Source organism: Chroococcidiopsis thermalis PCC 7203, from assembly GCF_000317125.1.
Taxonomy (GTDB): domain Bacteria; phylum Cyanobacteriota; class Cyanobacteriia; order Cyanobacteriales; family Chroococcidiopsidaceae; genus Chroococcidiopsis; species Chroococcidiopsis thermalis.
Genome location: NC_019695.1, coordinates 2,938,372 through 2,963,554 on the forward strand (window position 1 = coordinate 2,938,372; position 25,183 = coordinate 2,963,554).

28 protein-coding genes are annotated in these 25,183 nt (G+C 43.6%); 10 read left to right on the forward strand and 18 right to left on the reverse strand.

All coding sequences use genetic code 11. From position 1 onward, the window contains the following. Window positions 1–63 precede the first annotated feature (63 nt). Complete coding sequence (locus tag CHRO_RS12895; RefSeq protein WP_015154647.1) at window positions 64–522, forward strand: hypothetical protein; 459 nt, start codon at window positions 64–66, stop codon at window positions 520–522. A 22-nt stretch (window positions 523–544) separates the two neighbouring features. Here CHRO_RS12895 and CHRO_RS12900 read toward each other — a convergent pair whose 3' ends face one another. From CHRO_RS12900 to CHRO_RS12910, 3 genes are all read right to left on the reverse strand, one after another. Next, window positions 545–877, reverse strand: coding sequence for a YlcI/YnfO family protein (locus tag CHRO_RS12900; protein ID WP_015154648.1), 333 nt, complete (start codon window positions 875–877; stop codon window positions 545–547). A gap of 77 nt (window positions 878–954) precedes the next feature. Beyond that, window positions 955–1,317 (reverse strand): PIN domain-containing protein, encoded by a 363-nt coding sequence (locus tag CHRO_RS12905; RefSeq protein ID WP_015154649.1) that lies wholly within the window; start codon window positions 1,315–1,317, stop codon window positions 955–957. Between the two features lie 116 nt (window positions 1,318–1,433). Beyond that, entirely contained in the window at window positions 1,434–1,808 is a 375-nt protein-coding gene (locus CHRO_RS12910; protein ID WP_015154650.1) for a c-type cytochrome, read from the reverse strand. 256 nt (window positions 1,809–2,064) lie between these two features. Here CHRO_RS12910 and petG point away from each other — a divergent pair, with 256 nt between their 5' ends. Beyond that, complete coding sequence (gene petG / locus CHRO_RS12915) at window positions 2,065–2,181, forward strand: cytochrome b6-f complex subunit V (protein WP_015154651.1); 117 nt, start codon at window positions 2,065–2,067, stop codon at window positions 2,179–2,181. 68 nt (window positions 2,182–2,249) lie between these two features. On the opposite strand, the gene rsmD is transcribed toward petG, so the two are convergent. Both rsmD and hisH read right to left on the reverse strand, forming a co-directional pair. Further along, a complete protein-coding gene (gene rsmD, locus CHRO_RS12920) occupies window positions 2,250–2,825 on the reverse strand; it encodes a 16S rRNA (guanine(966)-N(2))-methyltransferase RsmD (RefSeq protein ID WP_015154652.1) in 576 nt (191 codons plus the stop codon). 84 nt (window positions 2,826–2,909) lie between these two features. Further along, window positions 2,910–3,545 carry an imidazole glycerol phosphate synthase subunit HisH gene (hisH, locus tag CHRO_RS12925; protein ID WP_015154653.1) on the reverse strand — a complete coding sequence of 212 codons (636 nt, stop codon included), beginning with the start codon at window positions 3,543–3,545 and terminating at the stop codon, window positions 2,910–2,912. Between the two features lie 133 nt (window positions 3,546–3,678). Here hisH and CHRO_RS12930 point away from each other — a divergent pair, with 133 nt between their 5' ends. The 3 genes from CHRO_RS12930 (at window position 3,679) to CHRO_RS12940 (ending at window position 7,017) form a co-directional block, all read left to right on the forward strand. Continuing rightward, window positions 3,679–4,191: a pyroglutamyl-peptidase I family protein gene (locus CHRO_RS12930; RefSeq protein ID WP_015154654.1), complete on the forward strand. Its 513-nt coding sequence runs from the start codon at window positions 3,679–3,681 to the stop codon at window positions 4,189–4,191. Beyond that, entirely contained in the window at window positions 4,192–5,568 is a 1,377-nt protein-coding gene (locus CHRO_RS12935) for a serine hydrolase domain-containing protein (protein WP_015154655.1), read from the forward strand. Between the two features lie 99 nt (window positions 5,569–5,667). Continuing rightward, window positions 5,668–7,017, forward strand: coding sequence for a DUF3370 domain-containing protein (locus CHRO_RS12940; protein WP_015154656.1), 1,350 nt, complete (start codon window positions 5,668–5,670; stop codon window positions 7,015–7,017). Between the two features lie 75 nt (window positions 7,018–7,092). Here CHRO_RS12940 and CHRO_RS12945 read toward each other — a convergent pair whose 3' ends face one another. The 5 genes from CHRO_RS12945 to CHRO_RS12965 all read right to left on the reverse strand — a co-directional run bounded on the left by CHRO_RS12945 (window position 7,093) and on the right by CHRO_RS12965 (window position 12,080). Then, window positions 7,093–8,430, reverse strand: coding sequence for a DUF7986 domain-containing protein (locus CHRO_RS12945; RefSeq protein ID WP_015154657.1), 1,338 nt, complete (start codon window positions 8,428–8,430; stop codon window positions 7,093–7,095). Window positions 8,431–8,576: 146 nt separating this feature from the next. Further along, on the reverse strand, window positions 8,577–9,119 hold the full coding sequence (locus tag CHRO_RS12950; protein WP_015154658.1) for a GNAT family N-acetyltransferase: 543 nt from the start codon (window positions 9,117–9,119) through the stop codon (window positions 8,577–8,579). Window position 9,120: 1 nt separating this feature from the next. Further along, a complete protein-coding gene (locus CHRO_RS12955; protein WP_015154659.1) occupies window positions 9,121–9,354 on the reverse strand; it encodes a hypothetical protein in 234 nt (77 codons plus the stop codon). 85 nt (window positions 9,355–9,439) lie between these two features. Next, window positions 9,440–10,924 carry an AmpG family muropeptide MFS transporter gene (locus CHRO_RS12960; RefSeq protein WP_041462464.1) on the reverse strand — a complete coding sequence of 495 codons (1,485 nt, stop codon included), beginning with the start codon at window positions 10,922–10,924 and terminating at the stop codon, window positions 9,440–9,442. Window positions 10,925–11,102: 178 nt separating this feature from the next. Next, window positions 11,103–12,080, reverse strand: a complete 978-nt coding sequence (locus tag CHRO_RS12965) for a Gfo/Idh/MocA family protein (RefSeq protein ID WP_015154661.1) — start codon at window positions 12,078–12,080, stop codon at window positions 11,103–11,105. A gap of 128 nt (window positions 12,081–12,208) precedes the next feature. Between CHRO_RS12965 and CHRO_RS12970 the strand changes: the two genes are divergently transcribed. Together CHRO_RS12970 and CHRO_RS12975 are read left to right on the forward strand one after the other, a co-directional pair. Continuing rightward, the gene (locus CHRO_RS12970; protein ID WP_015154662.1) at window positions 12,209–14,128 is read left to right on the forward strand and encodes a protein kinase domain-containing protein; all 1,920 of its coding nucleotides are present in this window, start codon (window positions 12,209–12,211) and stop codon (window positions 14,126–14,128) included. 393 nt (window positions 14,129–14,521) lie between these two features. Further along, complete coding sequence (locus tag CHRO_RS12975; RefSeq protein WP_015154663.1) at window positions 14,522–15,103, forward strand: Crp/Fnr family transcriptional regulator; 582 nt, start codon at window positions 14,522–14,524, stop codon at window positions 15,101–15,103. Window positions 15,104–15,125: 22 nt separating this feature from the next. Here the strand turns inward: CHRO_RS12975 and CHRO_RS12980 are convergent, their stop codons facing one another. Then, window positions 15,126–15,704: a 3'-5' exonuclease gene (locus CHRO_RS12980; protein ID WP_015154664.1), complete on the reverse strand. Its 579-nt coding sequence runs from the start codon at window positions 15,702–15,704 to the stop codon at window positions 15,126–15,128. Between the two features lie 80 nt (window positions 15,705–15,784). Beyond that, entirely contained in the window at window positions 15,785–16,354 is a 570-nt protein-coding gene (locus tag CHRO_RS29645) for a tetratricopeptide repeat protein (protein WP_015154665.1), read from the reverse strand. Between the two features lie 78 nt (window positions 16,355–16,432). Here CHRO_RS29645 and CHRO_RS12990 point away from each other — a divergent pair, with 78 nt between their 5' ends. Next, window positions 16,433–16,786, forward strand: a complete 354-nt coding sequence (locus CHRO_RS12990; protein ID WP_015154666.1) for a DUF4288 domain-containing protein — start codon at window positions 16,433–16,435, stop codon at window positions 16,784–16,786. 59 nt (window positions 16,787–16,845) lie between these two features. Here the strand turns inward: CHRO_RS12990 and CHRO_RS12995 are convergent, their stop codons facing one another. From CHRO_RS12995 to CHRO_RS13005, 3 genes are all read right to left on the reverse strand, one after another. After that, entirely contained in the window at window positions 16,846–18,204 is a 1,359-nt protein-coding gene (locus tag CHRO_RS12995) for a UDP-N-acetylmuramoyl-tripeptide--D-alanyl-D-alanine ligase (protein WP_015154667.1), read from the reverse strand. 103 nt (window positions 18,205–18,307) lie between these two features. Continuing rightward, a complete protein-coding gene (locus CHRO_RS13000; protein WP_015154668.1) occupies window positions 18,308–18,685 on the reverse strand; it encodes a hypothetical protein in 378 nt (125 codons plus the stop codon). A gap of 142 nt (window positions 18,686–18,827) precedes the next feature. Next, window positions 18,828–19,724, reverse strand: coding sequence for a helix-turn-helix domain-containing protein (locus CHRO_RS13005; protein ID WP_015154669.1), 897 nt, complete (start codon window positions 19,722–19,724; stop codon window positions 18,828–18,830). A gap of 182 nt (window positions 19,725–19,906) precedes the next feature. Here CHRO_RS13005 and CHRO_RS13010 point away from each other — a divergent pair, with 182 nt between their 5' ends. Next, the gene (locus CHRO_RS13010; RefSeq protein WP_015154670.1) at window positions 19,907–20,539 is read left to right on the forward strand and encodes an FMN-dependent NADH-azoreductase; all 633 of its coding nucleotides are present in this window, start codon (window positions 19,907–19,909) and stop codon (window positions 20,537–20,539) included. A gap of 144 nt (window positions 20,540–20,683) precedes the next feature. On the opposite strand, the gene CHRO_RS32170 is transcribed toward CHRO_RS13010, so the two are convergent. The 3 genes from CHRO_RS32170 to CHRO_RS13025 all read right to left on the reverse strand — a co-directional run bounded on the left by CHRO_RS32170 (window position 20,684) and on the right by CHRO_RS13025 (window position 22,299). Beyond that, a complete protein-coding gene (locus CHRO_RS32170) occupies window positions 20,684–20,836 on the reverse strand; it encodes a hypothetical protein (protein WP_015154671.1) in 153 nt (50 codons plus the stop codon). Between the two features lie 198 nt (window positions 20,837–21,034). Continuing rightward, window positions 21,035–21,949, reverse strand: a complete 915-nt coding sequence (locus CHRO_RS13020; RefSeq protein ID WP_015154672.1) for a histone deacetylase family protein — start codon at window positions 21,947–21,949, stop codon at window positions 21,035–21,037. A 110-nt stretch (window positions 21,950–22,059) separates the two neighbouring features. Next, a complete protein-coding gene (locus CHRO_RS13025) occupies window positions 22,060–22,299 on the reverse strand; it encodes a hypothetical protein (protein WP_015154673.1) in 240 nt (79 codons plus the stop codon). 270 nt (window positions 22,300–22,569) lie between these two features. Between CHRO_RS13025 and gyrA the strand changes: the two genes are divergently transcribed. Continuing rightward, the gene (gene gyrA / locus CHRO_RS13030) at window positions 22,570–25,149 is read left to right on the forward strand and encodes a DNA topoisomerase (ATP-hydrolyzing) subunit A (protein ID WP_015154674.1); all 2,580 of its coding nucleotides are present in this window, start codon (window positions 22,570–22,572) and stop codon (window positions 25,147–25,149) included. Window positions 25,150–25,183: the final 34 nt, after the last annotated feature.

The window sequence follows — 25,183 nt, forward strand, 5'->3', positions numbered from 1 at the left end:
TTCCTCTTACTCTTAGTAATAAATATAAGACATTATTTTTAGAATTCTTTGACTAATACAAGTATGAATCCTAAACAAAATTTATTGATATTGCTATTCATTTTATTTGTTTTGTGTATTAATTATTTTCAGTCATATAATGGCAGATTTGTTTTTGAAGTAGAATTATTAAATCTGATTTTTTACAATTTTGCATTTTTAATCCCATTGCTTTTATTTTTTAATAGTTTTTTATTTAAAGATGCTGAAACAAAAAGTTTAAGTATAGCGGTATTTATAGTTCCTAGTACCATCACTCTCCTACTATATTCATATATTGTTTTACCGAGTATTTTATCTGGCAGTGGAAAACTTGTACGTAGAATCCAAGAATCAGAAGCTAATATTATTAGCGTCTACAAGTATACAACTTATGGTTTCCTAGACAACGGACATATTTGTGGAGCTTGGGTCAGACAGAAAAGAGTATTCCCTGGAATTATTAGAAATCAAGAATTAATCCACGAGTGTCGCGAGTATTGAGATGATACAACATTTTATTGAACTAGCTTGACAATTTTTTATTCTTTATACGCTCTTGCAAGCAGCTAATAATTTCAGGCGTTAAACTTTCTTCTGGTTCAACAAGTTCTCGTTCAGCCATTAATGTCTCAATTTCAGCAGGCGAGACTTGTCCTAAATTCTGTAATAGAGTATTAAAAGATTCTTTTTGGCGATCGCTTGTTGTTTCATCTAGAGTTTCAACCGTGTAAGCTGATGTCACTTGACGAGTCAAGGCATACACGATGTACTGATTTAAAGAGACACCTTCACTTTCGGCTAATCGCACTAATTGCTGATGTAACGTTTCGGGTAAGCGTACTGTTAATCTACTCATTTTCAACTCCTGGCAAAATCAAAATATGTCTAACTCGATAGAGCAATAACAACCTCTACAGGTGTCATCACTTGCAATCATAATGATTCTTTTGCAGTTTTAAAATCTCGTATATTTGATGTGACAACAATCGCACTTGCATTCATTGCACAATCGATAACGTGTTCGTCTCCTGGATCGGGTGAAGTAGGTCGCCACGAGTAATAAATGGTTGTAAAATTTGCTTGAGATAGCAAGGTTCCTAGAACGGGTTTCATGCTTTGCCAACGAGTTTCTGAAAGCTTACGAGATAGAACATCTGCGTATTCATAAGCTTGAGCATTTGAGACATAGACTTGAAGTAAGTCAGCTAACCAAGCATCAACAATTAAACTAGCTGCATTACCCCTTTGAGTTAATCCTGCAAAGACAACATTTGTATCAATAACTACTCGTAACATGAAATATCTAAAATATAGCACTACTATAGCACCATATTTAGTGTCATTATTTTTAGAGATTTAAGATTCTGGTGAAATCCAACTTTGACAATCTGAGTACTGCTGAACGTTGCTACTCAGAGTGTTTCCAAATAACTCAGCAGATCTGCCATTTCCTTTTCGCTAGGCTGAAATTTTGGCATTGGTGGTGTATCCCCACTAATCACCTGATGAATTAAACCGTAACCCGACTTCCGTTTAGAAACTCCTTGCAGGCTGGGACCAACATTACCTTCTGCTTGAAAACCATGACAACCAGCGCAGTTCATCTGGAAGATCGCGTTACCTTGCATCGGATCGCCAGATAAAGATAAAACACCCTTAATATAAGGATCGGCGGGACTGAGTAGGTAAGCGCCCACAATCGCTATGGCGATCGCCAATAACAGCGCTAGAGCGATCGTCGCGAACCGCTGAAGCGAATTTTGACTGAGGACGTGCTGGTTATCCAAAAGGTTTCACTAAAAGTCAAATTGACAAATCTTTTCTATATCCTACACATAGCTTAAAAGTTCTTGACCTTATCGGCAAGCAAATAGCGCTAATTTATACCCATTAAATTTTTGTTAAAATCGACTGACATTTAGTCAGCTAAAGACTTCTGACTCAGCCCCCTACATACAACTAAACAGAGGTATGATTAAAGACGTGCAGAAAAACTTAATCTAAGCAAACATATTACTACATCTGACATTCAGGAGATTTGACGTGGTTGAACCCTTACTCGATGGCATGGTACTAGGTCTAATTTTTGTTACCCTGGCAGGGCTGTTTTTCAAAGCTTACGAGCAATTCAAGCGCGGTAAAAAGCTGGGAATTGACTAAGAACGTTTCAGGAGACAAGGGAGACAAGGAGGACAAGGGAGACAAGGAAGAGAGTACTACTACCTTTCTCATTTTTCTTCCGACTCCCGACTCCCGACTCCCGACTCCCTAGTATAAAAGGTCAGAGTTGTATTACCGTAAACTTTTTGACGACAGATTTCTAAGCTAGAGATGGCTTGCGGTTGCCAGAGCGCAGAATCGTATTCTACAGCGAGTTCTCCCTCTGGGTGCAAGAGATGATAGCGAGCGATCGCCTCTAATATTGGCTGATACAATCCACTGGCATAGGGTGGATCGAAGTAGATGCGATCGAATTGCTGTCCGACTAGAGTTTTTAATTTTTGTACGACATCTCCGCGCAATACCTGGAACTGTTGTTCTGGTTTGGTTATTTTCTGCCAATTCTGTTGAATAACGTTGCAAGCACGGTTGGATTGCTCGATCCCGACTACACAACTAGCGCCCCTACATAAAGCTTCTGCACCCATCGAGCCAGTTCCGGCGCATAAATCAAGCCAGCGACAATTAGCAATTTTTCCTTGCCAGATATTAAATACTGCCTCCCGCACTCTACCGCTAGTAGGGCGCGTATCTTTACCTGGGAGAGATTTTAGTTGGCGATTCCCGGAGATTCTGAGACTCATCGGAGGGTACGAAAACTTGTATAGGCGGGTTTTATCGAACATCTGTGCGAACAAACCAAAGATTTTTGGTTGAACCCACCCCTACTAACACGCAACACCAACCTTTACCTGCGCCACGAAGTTAGATAAAATTTGTAAACCTGCTGTAGAAGACTTTTCGGGGTGAAATTGGACGGCTACGAGGTTATCTTGGGCGATCGCCGCTGTTACGATTTGGCTACCATGAGTGACTGTAGCAGCGCGAACTTGAGGATTGACGGGATCGACGTAGTAGGAATGAACGAAATAAACCCAGGGATTGGGTTGCAACTTTTGCCATAACGTGCATTCTGGTTGGGTAAATTGCAGTTGGTTCCAACCCATGTGGGGAATTGTAATTCCTGGTTCGGAGGTGAAGCGGCGGACAGTACCAGCAATAATTCCCAGTCCTGGTTCCTTGCCTTCTTCGCTGCCGTCGAATAAAATTTGCAAACCGAGGCAAATTCCTAAAAATGGTATCCCGCTAGCGATCGCCTGTTTGATGGGTGCTTCTAAACCCCGCGATCGCAAATGTTGCACGGCTGGATCGAATGATCCAACTCCTGGCAGGACGATCGCATCTGCTTGTAGTATTTCTCTGGCGGAATCCGTAATTTTTGGGGTTGCGCCTGCATTTTCTAATCCTTTACAGGCAGAGTGCAAGTTTCCCATGTCATAATCTACAACTGCGATCGTTGCCATATTTCATCCTCATTCCGGCACTCTATTATTTTAGGTCAATACACCTGCTTATACGAAACTGTGTACGGGCGGCTTCGCGGAACAACTCTGACTCCGACAAATATGGCTGGTAAACCCGCCCCTACCATTGCATATGACAAAAAAGATCTTGCTAACTTCCTTTACAACTTGGCTACCCCATCACACAACGAATTCTTCTGACGACCTTCTAGAAAAAATATCTCAACTTAACTATACATTTGCTGTTCTCAACTTTTTGCGTCAGTTGCCTGTTAATATTCAACTTGCCAGCAATATAGTGATGGAAAAAGCTCAGGCTTTAGAACCTAATTCAATTATTTGTTGCGGGATGGCAGAACGCCGACAGCATTTGACGATTGAATCTAATGCGACTTGGAATGGTAGTATTTTACAGACAAACATCGATTTAGGAAATTTAGTACAGGAGAATGACAGAGTAAAAATTAGTCACGATGCAGGGAAGTTTGTCTGTGAAGGACTTTATTATTCAGTTTTAGAGTGGATTCAACGCCATCAGTTGCCAGTAAATTGTGTTTTTATTCACGTTCCGATATTGACAGAGCAAAATTCAAATATTGTTTTAAATGATTTTGAAGTTATTTTGCAACGACTGGGTAATTATTAAATGAAACCAGCCTTTAAGTATATCTTGTGGAGCTTTGGCTTAATTAGCGTCAGTATTATTGGCTATATTAGCTTTACCCTGTGGCGAGTCTTGAGTATTGGCACGGCTTATCAAGCAAAACAATTTTGTTCGGGCGTGTTTGTCTCTCAACGCACTCCAGAATCTATTTTCAATCGAGATGTCTTGGCTGAAATTGCAGATTTACCAACCTTGGAACAGTCAATTGTTAAGTCAATTAAAGTAAATATCGATCGCCCGCAGCAATCTGTCACGGCAAGTATTTTTGGCTTGGCAAAACACCAAGCAATCTTTCGTCCTGGACTTGGGTGTACTTTGGTTATCGATCGCTCTGTACAAGAGTTGCGATCGCAGACTCAGCAACTCAACTTAACTCCACGACAAGATCGACGTTGGTTGCAAGGAAAGACAAACCAAATTCCGGCTGAAATTAACCAAAAACAACTTGCAGCAGCTATGGATTGGATTTTCAATCCTCAACATGACTCTAGGGCTGTTGTCATTGTCTACAAAGGCGAGATTGTGGCAGAACGTTATGCCCCAGGTTTTTCGGCGCAAATGCCGTTGTTGGGATGGTCGATGACTAAGAGTGTAATGAATGCACTAGTAGGCATTTTAGTCAAGCAGGGTAAGCTGTCGCTAACAGACGAAAATCTCATGCCAGAGTGGAATCATCCAGGCGATCGCCGCAGTCAAATTGCACTCGATCGAATGCTTCGCATGAGTAGCGGTTTGAAGTTTGACGAGAACGAGGGCAACCCTCTGGGTAATCTAATTCAAATGCTATTCGGTCAGAGTAACGTAGCTGCTTACGCTGCAAGTCAACCTCTGGAAGCCGATCCAGGTAGTAAATGGCAGTATGCCAGCGGTACGTCCAACATTCTCTCTCGGATTGTGCGCCGTGCGGTCGGCGATCGCGATGCCGATTATCTCACATTTCCCCGTCGCGCTCTATTCAATCCTCTGGGGATGTCTAGTGCAGTTATCGAGCCTGATGCATCGGGAACCTTTATCGGTTCTGCTTTCATGTATGCTACGGCAAGGGATTGGGCGCGGTTTGGTTTGCTTTATTTACAAGATGGCGTGTGGGAAGGACAACGCATCTTACCCGAAGGCTGGGTGAAATATAGTCGCACGCCAGCTCCAGCAGCACCCAAGAAAAATTATGGCGCTCATTTTTGGTTAATGAATGTTTCTACACCATCTGGACACAGCAAAATTATGACCGCTCAAGGATTTCAAGATCAGTACACTGCTATTATTCCTTCACACCAACTCGTTATCGTTCATCTTGGTAGGAATAAAAACAGAACGCGCCAACAATTTATTCCTCGCGTTTTAGCGGCTTTTGCTAATTAATTTGAATGGGTTTACAGGAAATATTTGTTGGAGTCAAAGATGCTTCGTGAAACCGCCTCTACAACTTTTGACTTTTGACTTTTAACTTTTGACTTGCTTATGCTGCCTTTGTTGCCAATTTTCCCCATTGCTCAAACCACTCCCCCACCACAAGAAATCGTACAACCGCGAATTGTGCGTCCTTTAGCTGGCAGTTTGGATGCAGTGCCAGTATTTAATAGTAATAGTCCCGAAAAAGTACAGGCAGAAGGAATCTTACTTTCCACTTTTCCGCCTGCTGGGAAAAAATCTAAATCCGCTCATCTGAATTTTCCTTTTAGGGGTAGATTCGATCTGTTTGCTCATCACGTTTTTCAACCGACTACACCGGACGATCTGCGATCGCTCTATTTAGGAGTCATCTTACATAATCCTGGCAAGCAAGCGGTACGGGTAGATATTTTGCAAGCAGCCAGTTATCTCAGCCAACCGGATGCACCGTTTGCAGAATTACCACCTGTAGCTGAAAATAACTTGGGTACGATATTTGCGGGACCAGGCGATCGCGTCATGAATGAGATTTTGCGCGGACAGCGACAGTCGAGTTTTCCGCCGCAACTGATTATTCCCCCCGGACAAAGCCAGATGTTAGTTAACTTGCCAATTCTAGTACAAGGTTTAGAACCGCCGATTAACGGACGGTCTACATTCATGCGCTTGCGGAGTAGTGGAACGGTATATGCTGCAAGTTTGGCAATGTACGCGCCTACTGATTCTACTGGTCAAGAGCGATCGCCTACTCTAGAAGAATGGCAGCAAATCTTAGAGCGTGGGAATTTAGCTGGACCCCGCGATAAAACTCCTACACCACCAGAACAAACGAGCGGTAAAGTTGTTTACGGTCGCGTTGCTGGGGTGGCGCAGGGTTCCCAATGGCGATCGCAATTGGTTGATAGTTCGTCGGGTGCTTCTTCTTTAAGTATCCCGTCGCCAGGTGAAGCTTTTTCCTATGGTTTGAGTATGTTGAACCAAGGGACGTTGGGAACGAGTCAAATTCAAAGTGCGCCAATGCTGATTCGTTACCCAGATACAGCTTATCGCGCCCACGGTAACTATGGGATCCAATATAGTCTGAGTTTGCCACTACAAAACAATAGCGATCGCGATCGAACTGTTACCGTCTCTCTAGAAACACCCCTGAAGGAAGACAAACTCAGTCAAGGCGGGTTGCGTTTCTTTAGTTCGCCAGCCAAGCAGGTATTCTTTCGCGGTACGGTAAGGTTGCGTTATAACGACGACCAAAACTTACCTCGGACGAAGTACGTGCATTTAGTTCAGACGAGGGGACAGCAGGGAGAACCGTTGTTGACATTGAGGATGAAAAAGGGCGATCGCCGTTTGATACAGTTAGACTTTCTTTATCCGCCAGATGCAACCCCTCCGCAGGTTTTAACGATTGGTACAAAATAGAGACATTACATAATTGTAGAGACGTTACATGTAACGTCTCTACACATGTCATAGATGCAAACAAGATTTGCGATCTTATTTTTTTAAACCAAAACCCGTCTTCTTCTTACTTCCACCTTTGGTTTTAGAACTAGATTTATTCACCTCTACAAAAGCTTCTTCAAATAAGTTGTGTAGATGAATAGGAACGCTAGCAATTTCTGGTAATTCCGGTTCTATCGGTTTATTGTATTCTTGTAATAGCGGTTCTAAGTCGCTGTCAAGTTTGAACTGAGGGCGTTCTAAGACCGTTTGCAATACTTTTTCTAATTGTTTGGGGTATTGTCGTGCTAATTTCTGCCAGATAAAAGTGTTGATAGTAGCATTTTCTAAATAATACTTAACTAATTTTTCCGCACCTTCTTGCGATCGCCAATCCTCAGCTTCTAACAACTCTACGAACTTAGTATACGTAGGTAGAAACATTTGTCCCCAACGAGGATGAGAAATCGCCGTCACCTGTTCGGCTTTTTTCAGATCTGCTGGTAATTCTACTTTTGGTGCTACCATTTTAGTCTTGCTTTTATCTGCAAGAATCTGAGAAATTGCTTGCGAGTCCGCACCTGCTTCCCTAGCGGCGGCTGCGATTTCCTCATCTCCTACTCCCGCTTCTTCAGCTAGTTCTGACAAACTTTTAGATTCATCAACTCCGGCTGCTTTGAGGCGTTGTTGAGTTAGTATTTCTTGAAATTCAGCGACTTTTTTATTGAGTTGATAACCAGGCATCGTCACTTCTTCATTTCCAAAGAAATCTATAAATTCTTGATGATAGTTAGCCACAGATTGCCAAGCTTCTGCTAATAAATCTGGAGCATCGCTATAAAGATGTTTTCTATGGTTGTCTTTAAAATTACCAATTGCTACGGCAAGTTTGGGTTTTCCCAATTTACCCATCAGCGTGTAAGCACAAGAAAATGTCCAATAATCATCGGTGACGGCTGCGATGCGAGTCAGTAAGATTTCTCCCTCTTTCCAGCGAGACATTTCTTGTAATGTTCTCTCGTTGTTTGGCTTCACAGTGTATTGTTTTGCCGTCAGCCAGTTCATCAATTCCAAACCATCGGGAAGAATTTTAGTAATAGTAAATAAACCGATAAAACTCCGCTTCCAACTATTTAGCAATTGGCGATCGCTCTTAGTCAACTCAGGCTGGCTTTCAATAAATAAGTCTATAGGTGTTTTGTCGCCGACCTGTCCTTCAGTAATAAATGTATCGATGACTATTTCTTGCTGAACCGCATCGTAGCGGTCTTTACGCGCATTGGCAGCAGCATAAGCCTCTAAAGCCTCAGCGAGTTCTCCTTCTGCATCGAGGACGAAATCGGTTAAGTCTTGTTTGAGTTGGCGCGATCGCTCTAGGATTGCTTCTACCATGAGGTTTTTTGATTGTATGGCTTTTACTAGGGTAAAGGTTGTATGGCAGTTTGAGGATCTGACTGGTGTGAGATTGACAGGAATTTAAATTGCAGATGCGGTAATGGGTAATGGGTAGTTGGTAGTTGTTTGCTGTTTCCCGTTCTCTATTCTCTGCTCCCAGCTCGTCCCTGCTCCCTGCTCCCTTCCTCTAGTGTTTTGATCATCCAGTGTGACTGAATTTGATAGCCTAGTTTGTGGTATAGGTCTAAGGCTAGAGTATTAGATTGAAAGACTTGTAAGCCAATTTGCCGATCGCCTTTTGTTCGCGCCCAATCTTCGAGATATCTCATCAATGCTTTACCGATACCCCGTTGTCTGTATTCTGGTTTGACGTAGAGTAAGAATATATATGTATGGCGATCGCCCTTGACTTGATCTACGGCGTTTCCTACCCACAAGCAAGCTACTTTTTGGCGGGAGTCGGCAAGTTTTGAATTTTGACTTTTAACTTTTGAATTTTGACTTTCCTCCACCCACCATAACAGCGTATCCCTAGAAAAATATTGCTCGACTGTGCGGGTGAGATGAGCAAAGTTTTGTTTGGGAAAAATTTCTTGGTAACTCTGCTGCATGAATTGGAGCAGCAGAGTTCTATCCTGGTTAGTGCCAGAATGGATTGAGTAGCCTGGTAGTAGCTGTTGAGTCACTTCAAACTAGGCACGGGGCGATAACTTCGTTCAGCTTCGCTAACACATCCGATCCACTGGCGATCGCGTTTGTCAAATTAACTTGGGCATTATCTGGCTGGGAATTGACTTCTTCGGTAGGTGCGGGTGCAGCCATATCAGCAGGAATGAATATACGGGCGCTGACTGCAACCAAGGCAATTAAGAATACGAGTACGACTAATAATGGAGCGATGTATTGACGGAAGATAGCCATTTTGATTGTTAGTTGTTAGTTGTTGGTTGTTGGTTGAGTGTTGTTACCAATTACCCATTACCTATTACCTATTACCTATTCCATCCTACAACTGTTGCCAGTCTTCTTCATCTAGTCCTGGTCTGGGTAGTATATACTTCGAGTTCCAAGGGGCGACGATGGGTAAAAGTAGCAATCCTGGTATAGCAGCAATTATTGTTAGTAAAAAGAAGGTTGCCCAACCTGTTGCTTTGGCAATTTCACCAGCAGGTCCAGCTAAAATATCTCTACTCATTGCCATTAAACTAGAAAATAAGGCAAATTGAGTTGTGGTAAAGCGGCGATCGCACAGGCTCATTAAGTAGGCAACAGTTACAACCGTGACTAAGCCAGCACAGAAATTTTCGATGTTAATTGCTATGACGAGTAACGAGCTATTTTTTCCGGCGATCGCTAGAATATAATAGCCTAAGTTACTCAGCAATTGTAGAATTCCAAATCCCCACAAGGCACGATTTATGCCAATTTTGGTTAAAATTACGCCACCGATTAATACTCCTACAGTTGTGGCTAAAAATCCCATTCCTCCTTGAATTGCGCCAATTGCGCTTTTACTAAAACCTAAATCTACTAAAAATGGATTTGCCATATTTCCCACTAAGGCATCTCCCAACTTATAAAGCAAGATAAATAGTAAAATTAGAATTCCTGCCCCAATTCCTTGACGCTGAAAAAATTCTTGAAAAGGTAAGTAAATTGCCTCTTGTAATGTTTGTGGCGATCGCTCTGTGGCTATTTCCCTAGTTTTTGTTGGTAACAAAAATGATGCAGCTAACCACACTACAATTAAAGCTGCGATTATCCAATAAAATATAGGTAAAGGTAGATAACCCGTACCAACCGCTAAGAGTAGTCCTGCAATTAATCCAATTCCGCCAATTAAAAAGACTATATCTTTAACAGTAGGAGGCGATCGCTCCTCTAAAATATCGTTCTCTGGTTGGGGTGACCAAAAAGTTGTAAATAGTCCAACTCCCATCAAAGCCGCCATTAACAAATAAACAACTTGCCAAGGTAAATAATCAGCTAAAACTAAAGCTAAAAAACTCGTGACTAACAACGCCATCCGATAACCGAGTACCCAAACAGATGCCCCAGTTTCTAATTCTTGTGGCTTCAGAACATCAGTGCGATAAGCATCGCCAACAATATCTTGAGTTGCACTGAAAAAAGAAACAATCAAAGCAGTAATTGCCAATAAATTCAAGACTCGTACATCTTGAGTAGGTTGTTGAAAAGCCAAAGCAGCGATCGCGACAATTAACCCAATTTGAGTTATCGCCAACCACCCCCGCCTACGTCCCAAAAAAGGGGGTACAAATCGATCTAAAACAGGCGACCACAAAAACTTTAAAGAATAGGGTAAAGCCACCAAGCTGAACCAGCCAATGACCCCTAAATCGATATTTGACTCCTTCATCCAGATTTGTAAAGTTCGACTCGTTAAAAACAACGGCAAACCCGAAGCAAAACCCAGCAGTAGCAAAGCCGCCATCTTGCGACTTTGAAAAACTTGTAGCAGCGATCGCATTGCTGTCACTTTCAAAGACTCCTATCAGATACAACAGCATTAAATCAGCGATCGCTTTTCTGGTGGTTTCTTAATCAAACCTTTAGAATCTCACGCAAAAGACCTTTAGCGATCTTCTTTGCGACTTTGCGACTTTGCGCGACATTAATTTTCTTAAATATCTTGAGCAAACCCGCCCCTACATCACAATCGTCTCTTTTATCTGAGCCGATCGCCGCGCTGCATCTGCAACTTTCAGAGCATATAAACTTTCAGTTGGAGACACATACAAAGGCACACCCATATGTAAATGGTCTAATACCATACCTGTATCTTTAGCAAATAATCCACGTCGAGAACCAATGTCAATTTTTGTTGTTTCCTCTGCTTGAATTAAAACGCCATCATCCTTATCAAAAATTAAACCACCTTTATCGGCGTGAACCTCAAATTTGCGCTCGTTTTGCCACAAAGTTTCCCCTTTACCATAACTAACTTCGGCAATCGCTCCGCTAGTAAATCGAATTTGTGCAGTACACAAACACACTTGAAAAAATGACTCGGGATCTGTACCCCAATAACGATTTTGACAACTGATAGTCTCAACCGTACCGAATAAATCTGTAAGGCGATGGATTCTCGATAGCGCACCACATAGAGGAAAGCCAAACATCTCTTGATTGTAAGTCCAACGTCGAGGTGCGGGGCGTTGGGGATTCATCGTGCTGTAACGGGCGTAGAACGGGCTACCAACTTGCGGTAAATACTGTTTTAAGGCTTGGTGCAAGCCACCCAGTAACTCGATATGTTCGACGTGCAATAACCGATTTTGAGTTTTAGCTAGAGCAATAATTTCCTCTGCTGCCGCTACATCCAAAGCCAAAGGATATTCTACAACGACGTGCTTGTGGTTCTGTAAAGCAGCTTTGGCGATCGCTCCATGATCTGAGTTAATCGTACAGATAACAACGAGATCTATATCTTCCCTTGCTACTAACTGTTGCCAAGAATCAACCGCTTGGGCTTGATATGTCTGACTAAAAGTTGCTGTCTTTTCAGGAGTATGCCCAGCAATTGCAACGACACGCGATCGCTCGTCTCTTCCAAAAGATTCTGCTCTTAACTTCGCTGCATAGCCAGTACCTACTATTCCGATCTGAATTTGGTCATCGAGCATTGTGACGATTGTTGTGTGGTAAGGGATAAGAAGAAAAGTTTTGACTTTTGACTTTTGACTTTTGACTTTTGACTTTTGACTTTTAACTTGTTTATGATGTTCCGAAACGGCTAGTAGGTGCTGAAGTTATGCTCTGCTGCCTCAATCCCAACTGCCAAAATCCAGTTAACCCTGACGATCGGGAATATTGCTTTAGTTGTGGCACAAAGCTCGTTCCGAGTTTAGGCGATCGCTTCCGTCCAGTTTACCCCCTAGCTGGTGGTGGCTTTAGTCAAATATTTCTCGCTCAAGATCGAGATGCACGAGAATCTTACGTGGTACAACAATTAGCGTTACCTGGATCTAATAAATACTATTCCGTCTCGAATATTTTTTACTCTCTAGCGAAGAAGTTAGCACAAATTGGCGAAAACGATCGAATTTCTACTTTGTCGGCTTATTTTACCCAAGGAAACTATTTTTATTTAGTTCAACCAGCAATTGCGGGGCAAACCTTAAGACAGGAATTAGTTCAGCAAGGAACATTTAGCGAGCAACAAATTTGGGATGTCTTAGGTCAAATATTGCCGTTACTCTATTTCATCCACAAGCGCCAGATCGTTCACGGAAATATAAACTTAGAAAGTATTATCCGCCGTAATAGTGATGACAGGTTGATGTTAATTAACTTCGATCTGACCAAACAGCTATTTCATCCAAATAATTTACATCCAAACAACTCATTTGACGATGACTGGGCATTACAAACAAATCTCGATTTCTACGATTTAAGTGTAGCTTGTCTGCATTTATTATCTGGACACCCCTATTTTTCTTGGCTTCAAGGCGATCGCAACTGGAGTGCGAATTGGCAACGTCACCCGTTATTACAAGCAGTTAGTCAGGAACTCGCGCAGGCGATCGATCGGTTACTACAAAAAAAACCTCAGCAAAACTATCTTGCAGTAGCGCGATCGCTTCAGCCGATTGTACCTGCACTGACAACCCCGTTAACCGCAGTAGAAACCGCAGCTTTAGTATCCCCGCAGGCAAACACTTCAGCCACATCGCCTCAACCCACAGTTATAACTCCATCAGCAAAACCATCTAAACGGAGTCGGCTTTTAGGTGGCTGCTTTCTACTATTGCTGGCGCTAGTAGCATATTTGTATTACTGGCAACAACAGCAAGTCAATACCATAACAGGGCATACAGATGAAGTGAATAGTGTTGCCTTTACTCCTGACGGTAAAAAGTTTGCTACTGGTAGCGACGATCGCACTGTCAAAATTTGGGATGCAAATAGCTGGCGAGAAATTCGCTCGCTTGAGGAACATTTAGACTGGGTTTATTCGGTGGCGATTGGTAATGACAATCAAACCCTTGTCAGTGGCAGTAAAGATAATACAGTAAAAGTTTGGAATCTCAACACTGGGCGAGAAATCAAAACTCTACGCGGGCATAAAAGCTATGTCAATTCCGTTGCCATTAGCCCAAACGGACAAAAGATTGCCAGTGCCAGTTATGACAAGACGGCTAAAATTTGGGATCTGAAGACAGGGAAAAATATTACCCTTACAGGGCATACAGCGGAAGTTCTCACCGTTGCCATCAGCCCCAACGGACAGAAGCTAGTTACTGGAAGCGGCGATAAGACTATGAAAATTTGGGATTTAAACCATAATCCAGTCAAAGAATTGCGCACCCTCAGAGGACACAAAGGTGCGGTTTGGTCTGTTGCCATTAGTCCAGATAGCCAGAAACTTTACAGCGTCAGCGACGGCACGACGATCGCAGTTTGGAATCTCAACACTGGTAGAGCAATTCGGACGATCGCAGGTCATACTGCCGATATCAATCTCGTTGCGGTGAGTCCAGATGGGCAAACAATCGCTACGTGTAGCGACGATCGGACAATAAAGCTGTGGAACGTCATTTCAGGCGCAGAACTCGCCACGTTTAAAGGGCATACAGCAGCAGTTTGGGCTGTAGCATTCAGCCCCGATGGACGCACGTTGGTAAGTACGAGCGAGGACAAAACAGTTAAGGTGTGGCGCGTACCGCAATGAGGGGAGAATTCGGAATTCTGAATTATGCACTTGTGACTTGCGACTTTTGACTTGTCCCCGTCCCTGACAGCTCGTCATTTGACAAGGAGTACATTTTTTTTAGTATATTTTCAGTATATTTTGGGTATTTCTACCCTAGAAATAATTAGTCAGGGAAGATAAACCAAAGGAGAAGAAACTTTCCTCAATTTTCTTGATACAAGTGATAGAAATTCTCAATTAGCTTGCAACAATGTTTGAATGACTTTATACTCTCTTGTGAGGCAATTCTTGTTTTTCAGACCTCCACTCAAGCGCAAACCTACCTAATTACATTCTGAAATATAGATCTTACGCTCGTCAATAATGCCATCTACCATACCTAAAATCTGAAACCTACACCTGGAAATGCTTATGTCATCTCTCTCACCAACGATTACTATAGCTGAGAATTTATCTCAGCAAATGTTCAAGCGTCATGACTCAATTCCCCTAAAATCGGAGATGCTATTGCATATCGAGCGGGGAGTTGTTCGCACTGTCACTTGGAGTGAGGAGGGAACAGTAATGACATTGGGGTATTGGGGTACAGGTGATGTCATCGGTCAGCCTTTGTCGAATATCCAACCTTATCAAGTTGAGTGCATTACGAGTGTAGAAGTCAGTTACGTTCCCTCGTACCAACGAGAATGGGTATTGACGGCAATTTGCCATCACGTACAACAAGCAGAGGAACTACTAAGTATTATTCGCCAAACCAACGCCCGCGATCGCCTGCTACAAATGCTACTGTGGTTAGCGCGTAAGTTTGCCCGTCCTGTGGAACGCGGACGGCTAATTGACCTACGCCTGACTCATCAAGAGATCGCAGAATTTATTGGTATGACTCGCGTATCCGTGACGCGCCTGCTATCTCAGCTCGAACAAGAAGGTATCATCGATCGCCCCCGCCGCCATTTCATTGTCTTATTAGATCGTCAAACTAAATTTGCCTGATCTATAACGATTTATGATTAGCTTATGGTGGGCATTGCCCACCATATGAACCTCTACTTTTCAACAACAGTTCTGATAAAATCAAGGCAATATTCCAAGCATCATCCCCACCGCGATGATGCGTGCCTTCGAGGGGAAAATTGAGTTTTTCTAATGCTTCTGCCATGCCGATTTCATTGGGTAGAGCATGAATAACTGCAAATAGAGTTTTGACGTTGATATGTCTGGAACCAAAAGGATAATTGATCTTTTTGGACTGGCATTGTTTTTCAAATTGTCTTCTATCATCATCTCCAAAGCTTGCCCAAATTCGCTGTTGCGATTGATATTTATTTTTCAGAATCGTGCAGGCTTCTTTTAAGGAAATACCTCGTTCTACTTGGGCTTGGGTTAGAGTGGTAAGTTGGGTACAAAATTCGCTGACTTGAGATTTTTCGGGTTTAACTAAAATACTTTCTTTTTCTAGTCTTTTTCCTGAAGCTACATCAACTGTACAAATTCCAATTTCGATAATTTCGCTTTCTTGTCCGATTGGTGGTTTGTCTTGCCAGCAAGTAGATTCGATGTCGATGACTATAATTCGATCTGTTTTTTTCGGCACTGATTTATACTCATTAGGGTTAAAGATCGTTTTTGTTTCGCGCAAAGTCGCAAAGTCGCCAAGAAGAAGGCAAAAAAATATTAGGGTAGGGAAGGATGAGATTTATCTTCGCATTGTCTAGAGCTGAAACCTATGGTTTGAAATACTTGCTGTTCTGCTTCTGGAGGTAAACTAGCTGCTGCTTTTCGATCTTCGGCTGCACCTTTTTTGTCACCAATGCGATCGCGTGCCATAGCTCTTTTAGCATATGTTGTAGCAGCTGATTCTGGCTCGAGTTGAATGGCTTTTGTATAATCAGCGATCGCACCTCGATAATCTCCTATCGCAAACAGCGCCTCGGCTCTACCGTAATAATTAAATGCAGAGGAAATCGTTCCATTACCAAATGTAATTGCTTGCGTATAATCGGCGATCGCTCTTTCATAATCTCCCTGCTTAGCCTTTACTAAACCTCGTTGGTAAAAAGTTTCAGCGTCCATAGAAACAGGTTTTTTAGAGTTTTTAGAAACCGATCGAGCAATATTGAGATAAGTTTTAGCAGCAGTATTCTCTTGAGTAGAAGGTAATGGAGCGTTACTCATGGGTAATATTTGCCCAAAAGCGATCGTGGCTATTCCCACAGAGGCGATCGCGTTAAATACTAAAGTCATTACCTAAATACAAAGTATAAATAATTACTTAGAGTATTATGCCATATGTTTAGTTAGAAACTGCGAGAGGAGATATTAATGACAGTTGATAGCAGCCATACCCAAGAAACTTCTTTCTACATCGCCGTGGTTTTATTTGAATCATCAAGCACGACAAACGATCGACCTTTATACGAGGAATGTTTTATACTCATCCAAGCGAATTCTTTAGAGGAAGCTAGAGAAAAGGCTTTGCTTTACAGCCGCCAACAAGAATGCAGCTATCAGAATCAGTACAATGACACTATCACTTGGACTTGCAAGCAGATAATTGATGTAAATTCAGTTTTGTACGATGATTTTAGCAACGTTACGGAAATCTATGCCCGACATTTTCGGAATTACGCAGCATATTGTCAATTCGAGCCGTTATTATCAGGCGAAGAACTTTAATTTCTTGCTTGTAGAAACGTTATATCCTCTGTAGAGACGTTACATGTAACGTCTCTACACTAGGGATTGCAACAATATTCCGCTCGAAATTGTTCTACCACCCGATCCAAACCTACGGAATGAGCAGCCTTAAATAAAATGCGATCGCCTGCTTTCACTCCTTCTTTCAACCGCTCAACTAATTCCACATGGGTAGCACAACGCTCTACAGGTATACCCGTTGCACTCTGCGCGATCGCTTCTGCATCCGTACCATCTACCAAAACCAGCAGTAAATCTAAATTTAACTGCCGTGCCATTGCCCCAACTTTCTGATGTAATTCTCGCGATCGCTCTCCCAATTCTTTCATCGCACCCAACACCGCAATGTGTCGCTTTCCTGGTGTTTGTGCTAGTAGTTGTAACGCTGCTAGCATAGCTTCTGGTGCAGCATTATAACTCTCATCTAAGATTACCACGTCATCTGCTAATTCATAACGTTGCGATCGCCCTGATGGCATATCGACAGTTAAACCTGTTTTTAGCACCGACCAATCGATCTGCAACACCTTTGCTACTGCCAGAGCTGCCAAGAAATTGACGGCATTGTGTCGTCCTGGTAAGGGTAAAGGCAACTCTAATCCTGCTACTTTTAAAGTTTGAGAATCGAGTAATTCCCCTCGAATGTCTCCCCCTTCTAAACCGTAGGTAATAGTTTTTCCCTGCCATACGGTGTTAGCAGTAGAAATTAAGCGAAAATTATCGTAGTTGAGAATTGCCACGCTATTTTGAGGCATTTCGGCTAATAGTTCGCATTTTGCTTGCGCGATCGCTTCTTCAGAACCCAAGCGTTCAATATGTGCCGTGCCAACATTAGTAATGACACCAATAGTAGGACGAGCAATTTGAGTTAATAAGGCAATTTCACCCCTTCCTCGCATTGCCATTTCGATGACGGCAAAGTCATGCTGAGTATCCAGTCCCAACAATGTTTTTGGTACGCCGATTTCGTTGTTGAAATTCGCATGGGTTTTGAGGACGTTGCCTTGAGTTCCCAAGACAGCTGCAATTAACTCCTTAGTGGTGGTTTTACCGACAGAACCAGTCACACCAATAACAGGCATATGAAACTGACTGCGCCACCAAGAGGCAATTTGTTGATACGCCTGAAGGGTATCTCGTACCTGCAATACAGGTAAATCACCTTGATAGTGTCCGTCAACAATTGCTGCGATCGCACCTTTTTCAACTGCCGTTGCGACAAATCCATGTCCGTCGAACTTTTCCCCTCGCAAAGCCACAAATATATCTCCAGGCTTGAGGCTGCGCGTATCGGTGTTAATTCCCGTACAAGTTGAAGCTAACGCATTGTCAGAAAGATGTTGTGGCTTAGCAGCCAATAGAGAAATGAGTCGAGCGAGAGTGGCGTGGAAAGACATATTGGAGAAGTCGTAAGTCGTAAGTCGTAAGTTGGGAAAGGTTATAGGGGGTGTAGGCAAATTTTGACTTTTAGCTTTTGGCTTTTGACTTCTTCCCTAACCCTTACCCCTTACTCTTCACTAAAGCTGCTTTTGCATTGTGATTTAATAATAGTTTGCCATCGGCATCAATGCTAAAGTCTACACCAGGAATAAATTTTTGGTTAATTAACTGCTTGTAAAACGCTAAATTGGTAATTTTTCTAATTTCCTGCATGAGATCGGCAGGAATCATCTGTTCTATAGTCCAGAAAACTGCATCGACATCAAACCAGAGGATACGCTCAATACCGACAAGCAACAAACCAGCTAATTCTTCACTTGTCAGTTTTGTTCTCAAATCGTCAATGATATCGCTACCAATCTCTGAATTACGAGTCATCATGACTCTAGCGATTCTGGCAATTTCTGTTTCCAATTGTAAAGGGTTGCGATCGAGCATTTGACTTCCTGGGATATAGAGCTGAAGCTAAACCGAGCAAAAACGTGCTGATGGTTTTGCTAAGTATATCCAAATTAGGAGACAAATAGACCCTAAGATAGATGATTAATTTGTGTAGCTGCGAAATTTTTTTGTCCAAGCTTCAGCGAAAATTGATGCGGTACATTTTAGGAGTGACTCCTGTTTGCTGCCGAAACCATTTGCCTAAATGACTGTGACTGCTGAAACCACACTGCAAAGCAATGTCCATAATGGATAGTTCGGTTTGTTGGAGTAACTGCTTTGCCAGTTCCACCCGTTGCTGAAGCACGTATTGGTGAGGGGTAACTTGTATCGATCGCTTGAAGAGGCGGCTGAAATGAAATGGACTCATACCGAGTAATTGAGCTAAATCGGATAAGGTAATGTCGTCAGCCAGATGAGCATTAATGTAGTCCGCGACTTTTAGCAGTTGGCGATCGCTCAATCCCCCATCATATAGAGCTATATTACGCTCGACAGCCACGTAATTTCTGAGTAAATGCACGGCTAATACATTTGTCAGCGACTCAACATAAAGTTTTCCTGCCAGTCCCCCAGTTGTGAGTTCGGCAAGCAGCATCATGCTAATTTGTTCGATCTGAGGATTTCGAGCGCGGAACTCAGGCAATAGCTCAACGCGATCGGGATCGAGCTTGAGTGTATCTTGGGCAACCTGTTGGAAAAACTGAGATGCTAGCTGAATTCTTAAAATTCTGTCTTCGTCATTTCCCTGACAGATTAGTACGGCTTCAGCAGGGGTAATAGAAATATCGCCTTGGCTGAAAAGACCGCTATGACGACGATCTCCAAGTGTTAGTGACAGACGGGACGGACGACGATTTAAAGATACACAAAGGGTATGACTAGTTAAATTTTGATAGGTTTCTTGCCCTGGAGGATATCGAAATTCCTCAACCAAAATATTTTTCCAACCATACGCTTGACTCGAATAGATTGGCGGATAAAGATCGGTGTTAAGCTGAACGATCCGCGTCGGCGATCTCTCTAAACCTGGCATCTAGTTACCCAATCTCTTACACCTTCAATTATCGGTCACAGGTCACTGATAACTGAATAACTGATTCAAAGTCGCCGCAAGATTGTGATAGTCGCGCAAGGTTTGAGTAGTCCAGAATTTTCGACTTGGCTAAATTGTAGGGTACGAGCAACTACTACAGTAATAGAGCATTAGGAGATCTGATGGCACGTATTCTACACATTGATTCCAGTCCGAGAGGAGAGCGATCCCATTCTCGCAGGCTCACCAGAGAATTCGTTGAGGCTTGGAAACAAACTCACCCAGATGATATTGTTACCTATCGCGATGTCGGGCGCAATCCCGTTCCTCATGTTAACGAACCGTGGATTGCAGCTGCTTTTACACCGCCAGAACAACGAACCCCTGAATTACAAGAAGCAATTCGGATTAGCGATCGCTTAGTGGATGAATTCTTAGCTGCCGATCTCTATATCATTGGTATTCCCATGTACAACTTCAGCGTTCCCAGCACGCTCAAGGCTTACATTGACCAAATTGTACGCCCTAGACGAACATTTGTGTTTGAACCAGAGGATGCTGCAAATCCTTACAAACCACTAGTACTAGGTAAGAAAATGTTTATCATTACGGCGCGAGGTGATTCTGGCTTTGGAAGTGGCGAACGTAATGAAAAGCTGAATCATCAAGACCCTTATTTAAGAACGATCTTTGGATTTATTGGCATCACCGACATCAGCTTTATTTCTGTTGAGAATGATGAGTTTGGTGGCACGAGTTTGGCTAAATCGATCGCCAACGCTCAAGCAAAAATTGCCGAGTTAGTTGCAGCATAGAAGAGCTTTTACAGCTCTTGAGTCACAAACATGCTTAAATTCTGGCGATCGAGTCGAAGCCTTTTTGTAAGTGTCTGAGCCGATCCCAACTCGATCGCATCAAACGAATACTATCACAGCCATTACACCCCTGCTGGGAAGAGATTATCTTGACTTAAGGAATGGATGATGCTCTTTTTCAATTGATTCGATAACTGCTAATCCAATGGCAGAAGCCGATAAAAGCAGTACTACAGAAACCAGATAGGCGTTGACAAAAATGCGTAAGGCTGTATCGAAAAAAATGTACGTAGTCATTTTTACTTGCTTTGGCTCAACTTAGGAGTTGATGCGATTGACTTTTCTATTTACCCATTTGTCTAGGTGAGAGTTCCACCGAGAGATTACTGTAATTAATTTTCTTTTTAGATACCACCTCTGTGATTGTACGGAGGGAAGCTGACAGTGACTAGTGGCGCTTTGGTTAGTGACTAGTTAATTCCGTCTCCTGACTCCCTAAAAAAGACACCGTTCGATTGTAGCTACTACAGATTGAGACAGGGCAGGGAGATCGTAACCTCCTTCTAGACCGAAGACAATCCGGTGAGTAATCTTCAGACAAAATTCCGTAAATAATCCGTAATCTTGCGGTTGCAGGTACATTTCTGCTAGAGGATCGGCGGCATTAGCGTCGTATCCAGCACTGACAATCAGTAGATCGGGTTGAAACTGAGTTAAAAATGGTATCACTTGAGTTTCAAACACTGGTTGGTAGTCAGCAATCGTGCTACCTGGAGGGAGGGGTAGGTTGAGGACGTTGTTGTGCGCGCCTGTTTCGGCGGCTGCACCAGTGCCAGGATAGCAGGGAGACTGATGTAAGGAACAAAAAGCAATTTGGGGGTGATGCTCGACGATCGCCTGAGTTCCGTTACCGTGGTGTACGTCCCAGTCTAAAATTGCTACGTGGTTGATGTTGGGCTGTTCTAAGGCATAATGAGCCGCGATCGCCGCGTTGGAAAATAGACAAAATCCCATACCGCGATCGCTTTCGGCATGATGTCCAGGCGGACGAGAGAGGACAAAAGCAGGGTTATTTGTCGCCAACGTGTAATCGATCCCGTCCAACCAAGCATTGACTGCTAATAGTGCGACATCGTAGCTACGGGGAGATACAGGAGTATCGAGATCCAAATAGCCGCCGCCTTGGGTGGCAAGTTCTCGAACAGATTGAATGTGATGGGGTGAATGGACTTTTTCCAACCACGCGATCGCCCTTTGGGGGTCTGTCACAGGCGATCGCCATTCTAGTTGGTGAGCAAAGCTAGTATGTTGTAAAGCAGATGCGATCGCGCTGATGCGTTCTGGTTTTTCTGGGTGAAACCGTCCCGTTTTGTGTTCGAGAAACTCGTCAGAATAGATGACAGCCAACATATCTAAATCCTAATTGATTCTCAGATTAGCGCGATATGGTTGTCATTCGTGAGTGGCTAGTGGCTGGTGGCTGGTGACTAGAAAAGAGACTAACCACTAGTCACTAACCACTAGTCACTTTCTTCAGGCTCATCTGTTGGCATAATATCATCGCGCAAATCTTCGCCACTATTGAGCATTTCCGGCGACACGGCTTGGTTTGCCCGCAATTCTTCAGGACTGAGTTGCTTCATTTGGTCGTGAATCGAAGGTGGGTGTTTAATTTTATCCAGTACCTCTGGATCGAGTTGCGATGGATCTCCTGGGGGATTTTGCTTTTCTGCTCGATCTGGAGCCGTTTCACTGCTCATATCTAATTCTCACCTCTACACGCCCCAGCTTAAAAGCGATCGCCTTTAGGCACACACTATCTTGAGGCTTAAATTCAGTTGTCAGTTCTCAGTTATCAGTAACCAACTACCAACTACCTATTACCCATTACCCATTACCAACCAATCCCTAGCAAAATATGATAAAATTTTGATATAATTTACAGCTTTTTGGCAGCTAAACCGAAGATTTAGCAACATCTTGGGCATTATCTGCCGGAAATCGACAAATTTGGAGTTTTTTGCAAAGATATGACCATCATTCCAACCGATCTGCGGAACGAAATGTCGCGGTCTTACCTGGAATACGCCATGAGCGTAATTGTAGGTAGGGCGCTACCAGATGCCAGGGATGGTCTGAAACCCGTGCATCGCCGAATTCTTTACGCCATGCATGAGTTGGGATTAACGGCAGACCGTCCGTTCCGTAAATGCGCCCGTGTTGTGGGGGAGGTACTAGGTAAATATCATCCCCACGGCGATACGGCTGTGTATGATGCCTTGGTACGGATGGCGCAGGATTTCTCCATGCGATCGCCCCTGATTGCAGGGCATGGTAACTTTGGCTCGGTGGATAACGATCCCCCAGCGGCAATGCGTTACACCGAATGTCGCTTGCAGGCATTAACTGAAAATGCTTTGTTACAGGACATTGAAGCCGAAACTGTAGACTTTATCGACAACTTCGACGGTTCCCAGCAGGAACCGATTGTTTTACCTGCGAGAATTCCCCAACTTTTGCTCAACGGGTCTTCGGGAATTGCCGTGGGGATGGCGACAAATATTCCGCCGCATAACTTGGGCGAATTAATTGACGGTGTAGTGGCGCTGATTCACAATCCAGAAATTAGCGATCGCCAGTTGATGCAATATATCCCTGGTCCCGACTTCCCTACGGGTGGAAAAATCTTGGGAACGTCGGGGATTCACGAAGCGTTTACCACCGGTCGCGGTTCAATTACGATGCGCGGCGTGGCGGAGATCGAAACGGTCGAACAACGAGGACGACCGGAACGGGAAGCAATTATCATTACTCAACTGCCTTACCAAACTAACAAGGCAGCCTTAATTGAAAAAATTGCCGAACTCGTTAATGACAAGCGGATTGAAGGGATTGCCGATATTCGGGATGAAAGCGATCGCGATGGGATGAGAATCGTGATCGAACTTAAGCGCGATGCCTATCCCCGCGTCGTTCTCAACAACCTCTACAAGCAAACTCCGCTTCAAGCTAACTTTGGTGCGAATATGCTGGCGTTGGTCAACAACGAACCCCAGCTATTGACTTTAAAACAGTTTCTTCACGTCTTCTTAGAGTTTCGCGTTGAATCAATTACCCGCCGCACCCGTTACGAACTGAGGAAAGCTGAAGAACGGGATCATATCCTGCAAGGGTTACTGATTGCCTTACTCAACCTAGATGAGATCATTGCTGCAATCCGCAGTGCTGCCGATACAACTACGGCAAAACAGCAATTAATCGATACTCATGGACTATCGGAAGCCCAAGCTGATGCAATTTTACAAATGCAGTTGCGGCGACTGACAGCACTAGAAGCAGAGAAAATTCGTCAAGAACACGAAGATTTACAAGTCCAAATTGCCGATTTAAAAGATATCTTGGCACGGCGAGAGCGGATTTTAGAAATCATCGAAACTGAAATCACCCAAATCAAACAAGCCCACGCCACCCCTCGCCGCACGGAAATCGAACCTGCTGAAGGGGAATTCGATGCGATTGACTTAATCGCCAACGAGAAAGCAGTAATTCTGTTGACGGAACAAGGCTACATCAAGCGGATGCCCTTAGATACCTTTGAAGCTCAAAGTCGGGCAACGCGAGGTAAATCGGGGACGCGAATGAAAGAGGATGATGGTGTCGATCACTTCCTCACCTGCTGCGACCACGACAGCGTTTTATTCTTCAGCGATCGCGGTGTCGTCTACTCCCTCAAAGCCTATCAAATTCCCGTGGGATCGCGTACCAGTCGGGGCGTGCCAATCGTGCAAATGCTGCCGATCCCTAAAGAAGAAAGGATTACTTCCATCGTCCCAGTTAGTGAATTTACTAGCGAAGAATACTTGGTAATGCTAACTAAAGGCGGTTACATCAAGAAAACCGAACTCGCAGCTTTCACCAATATTCGGGCAAACGGATTGATTGCAATTTCCCTAGAAGAAGGCGATCAATTGCGTTGGGTACGTAGGGCGCGAGTCGAAGATAGTATTATCATCGGTTCTCGCTTTGGCATGGCAATTCACTTTAGAACCAGTCACGAACAATTGCGTCCTTTAGGTAGAGCCACCCGGGGCGTGAAAGCCATGAAACTCAAAGAGGGAGACGAACTAATCGGCATGGATATCATTGCCAGTGCCGTACTTGCTGCTTCCCATATGGAAGAAGCCGACCCCGCTGAAGCCGAAGTCGAAGAAACCGAAATCGTCGAAACCGAAACTGAGGAGAATGGTGAAATAGCTAATGCTACTCAAGGTCCTTGGGTATTGATTGTGACAATGGCAGGATATGGCAAGCGCGTCCCCGTCTCCCAATTCAAGTTGTACAATCGTGCCACCAAAGGCAAAATTGCGACGAAATTCAAGCAAAATCGCAAATTCAAAGACAAGCTAGCAGCCTTGATGGTAGTCAATGAAGGCGACGAATTAATGCTGATCACGACTCGCGGCATTATCATTCGTCAATCCACCGATGCCATCCCCCGCCAATCGCGCAGTGCGACAGGCGTAAGAGTACAACGCTTGGACGAAGACGATGCGATCGCGGCTGTAGCTCTAGTTCCATCTGATGTCAGCGATGAAGCGGCTGCGTGCTAAGAGGAGCGAGGAGCGAGGAGTGAGGAGTGAGGGG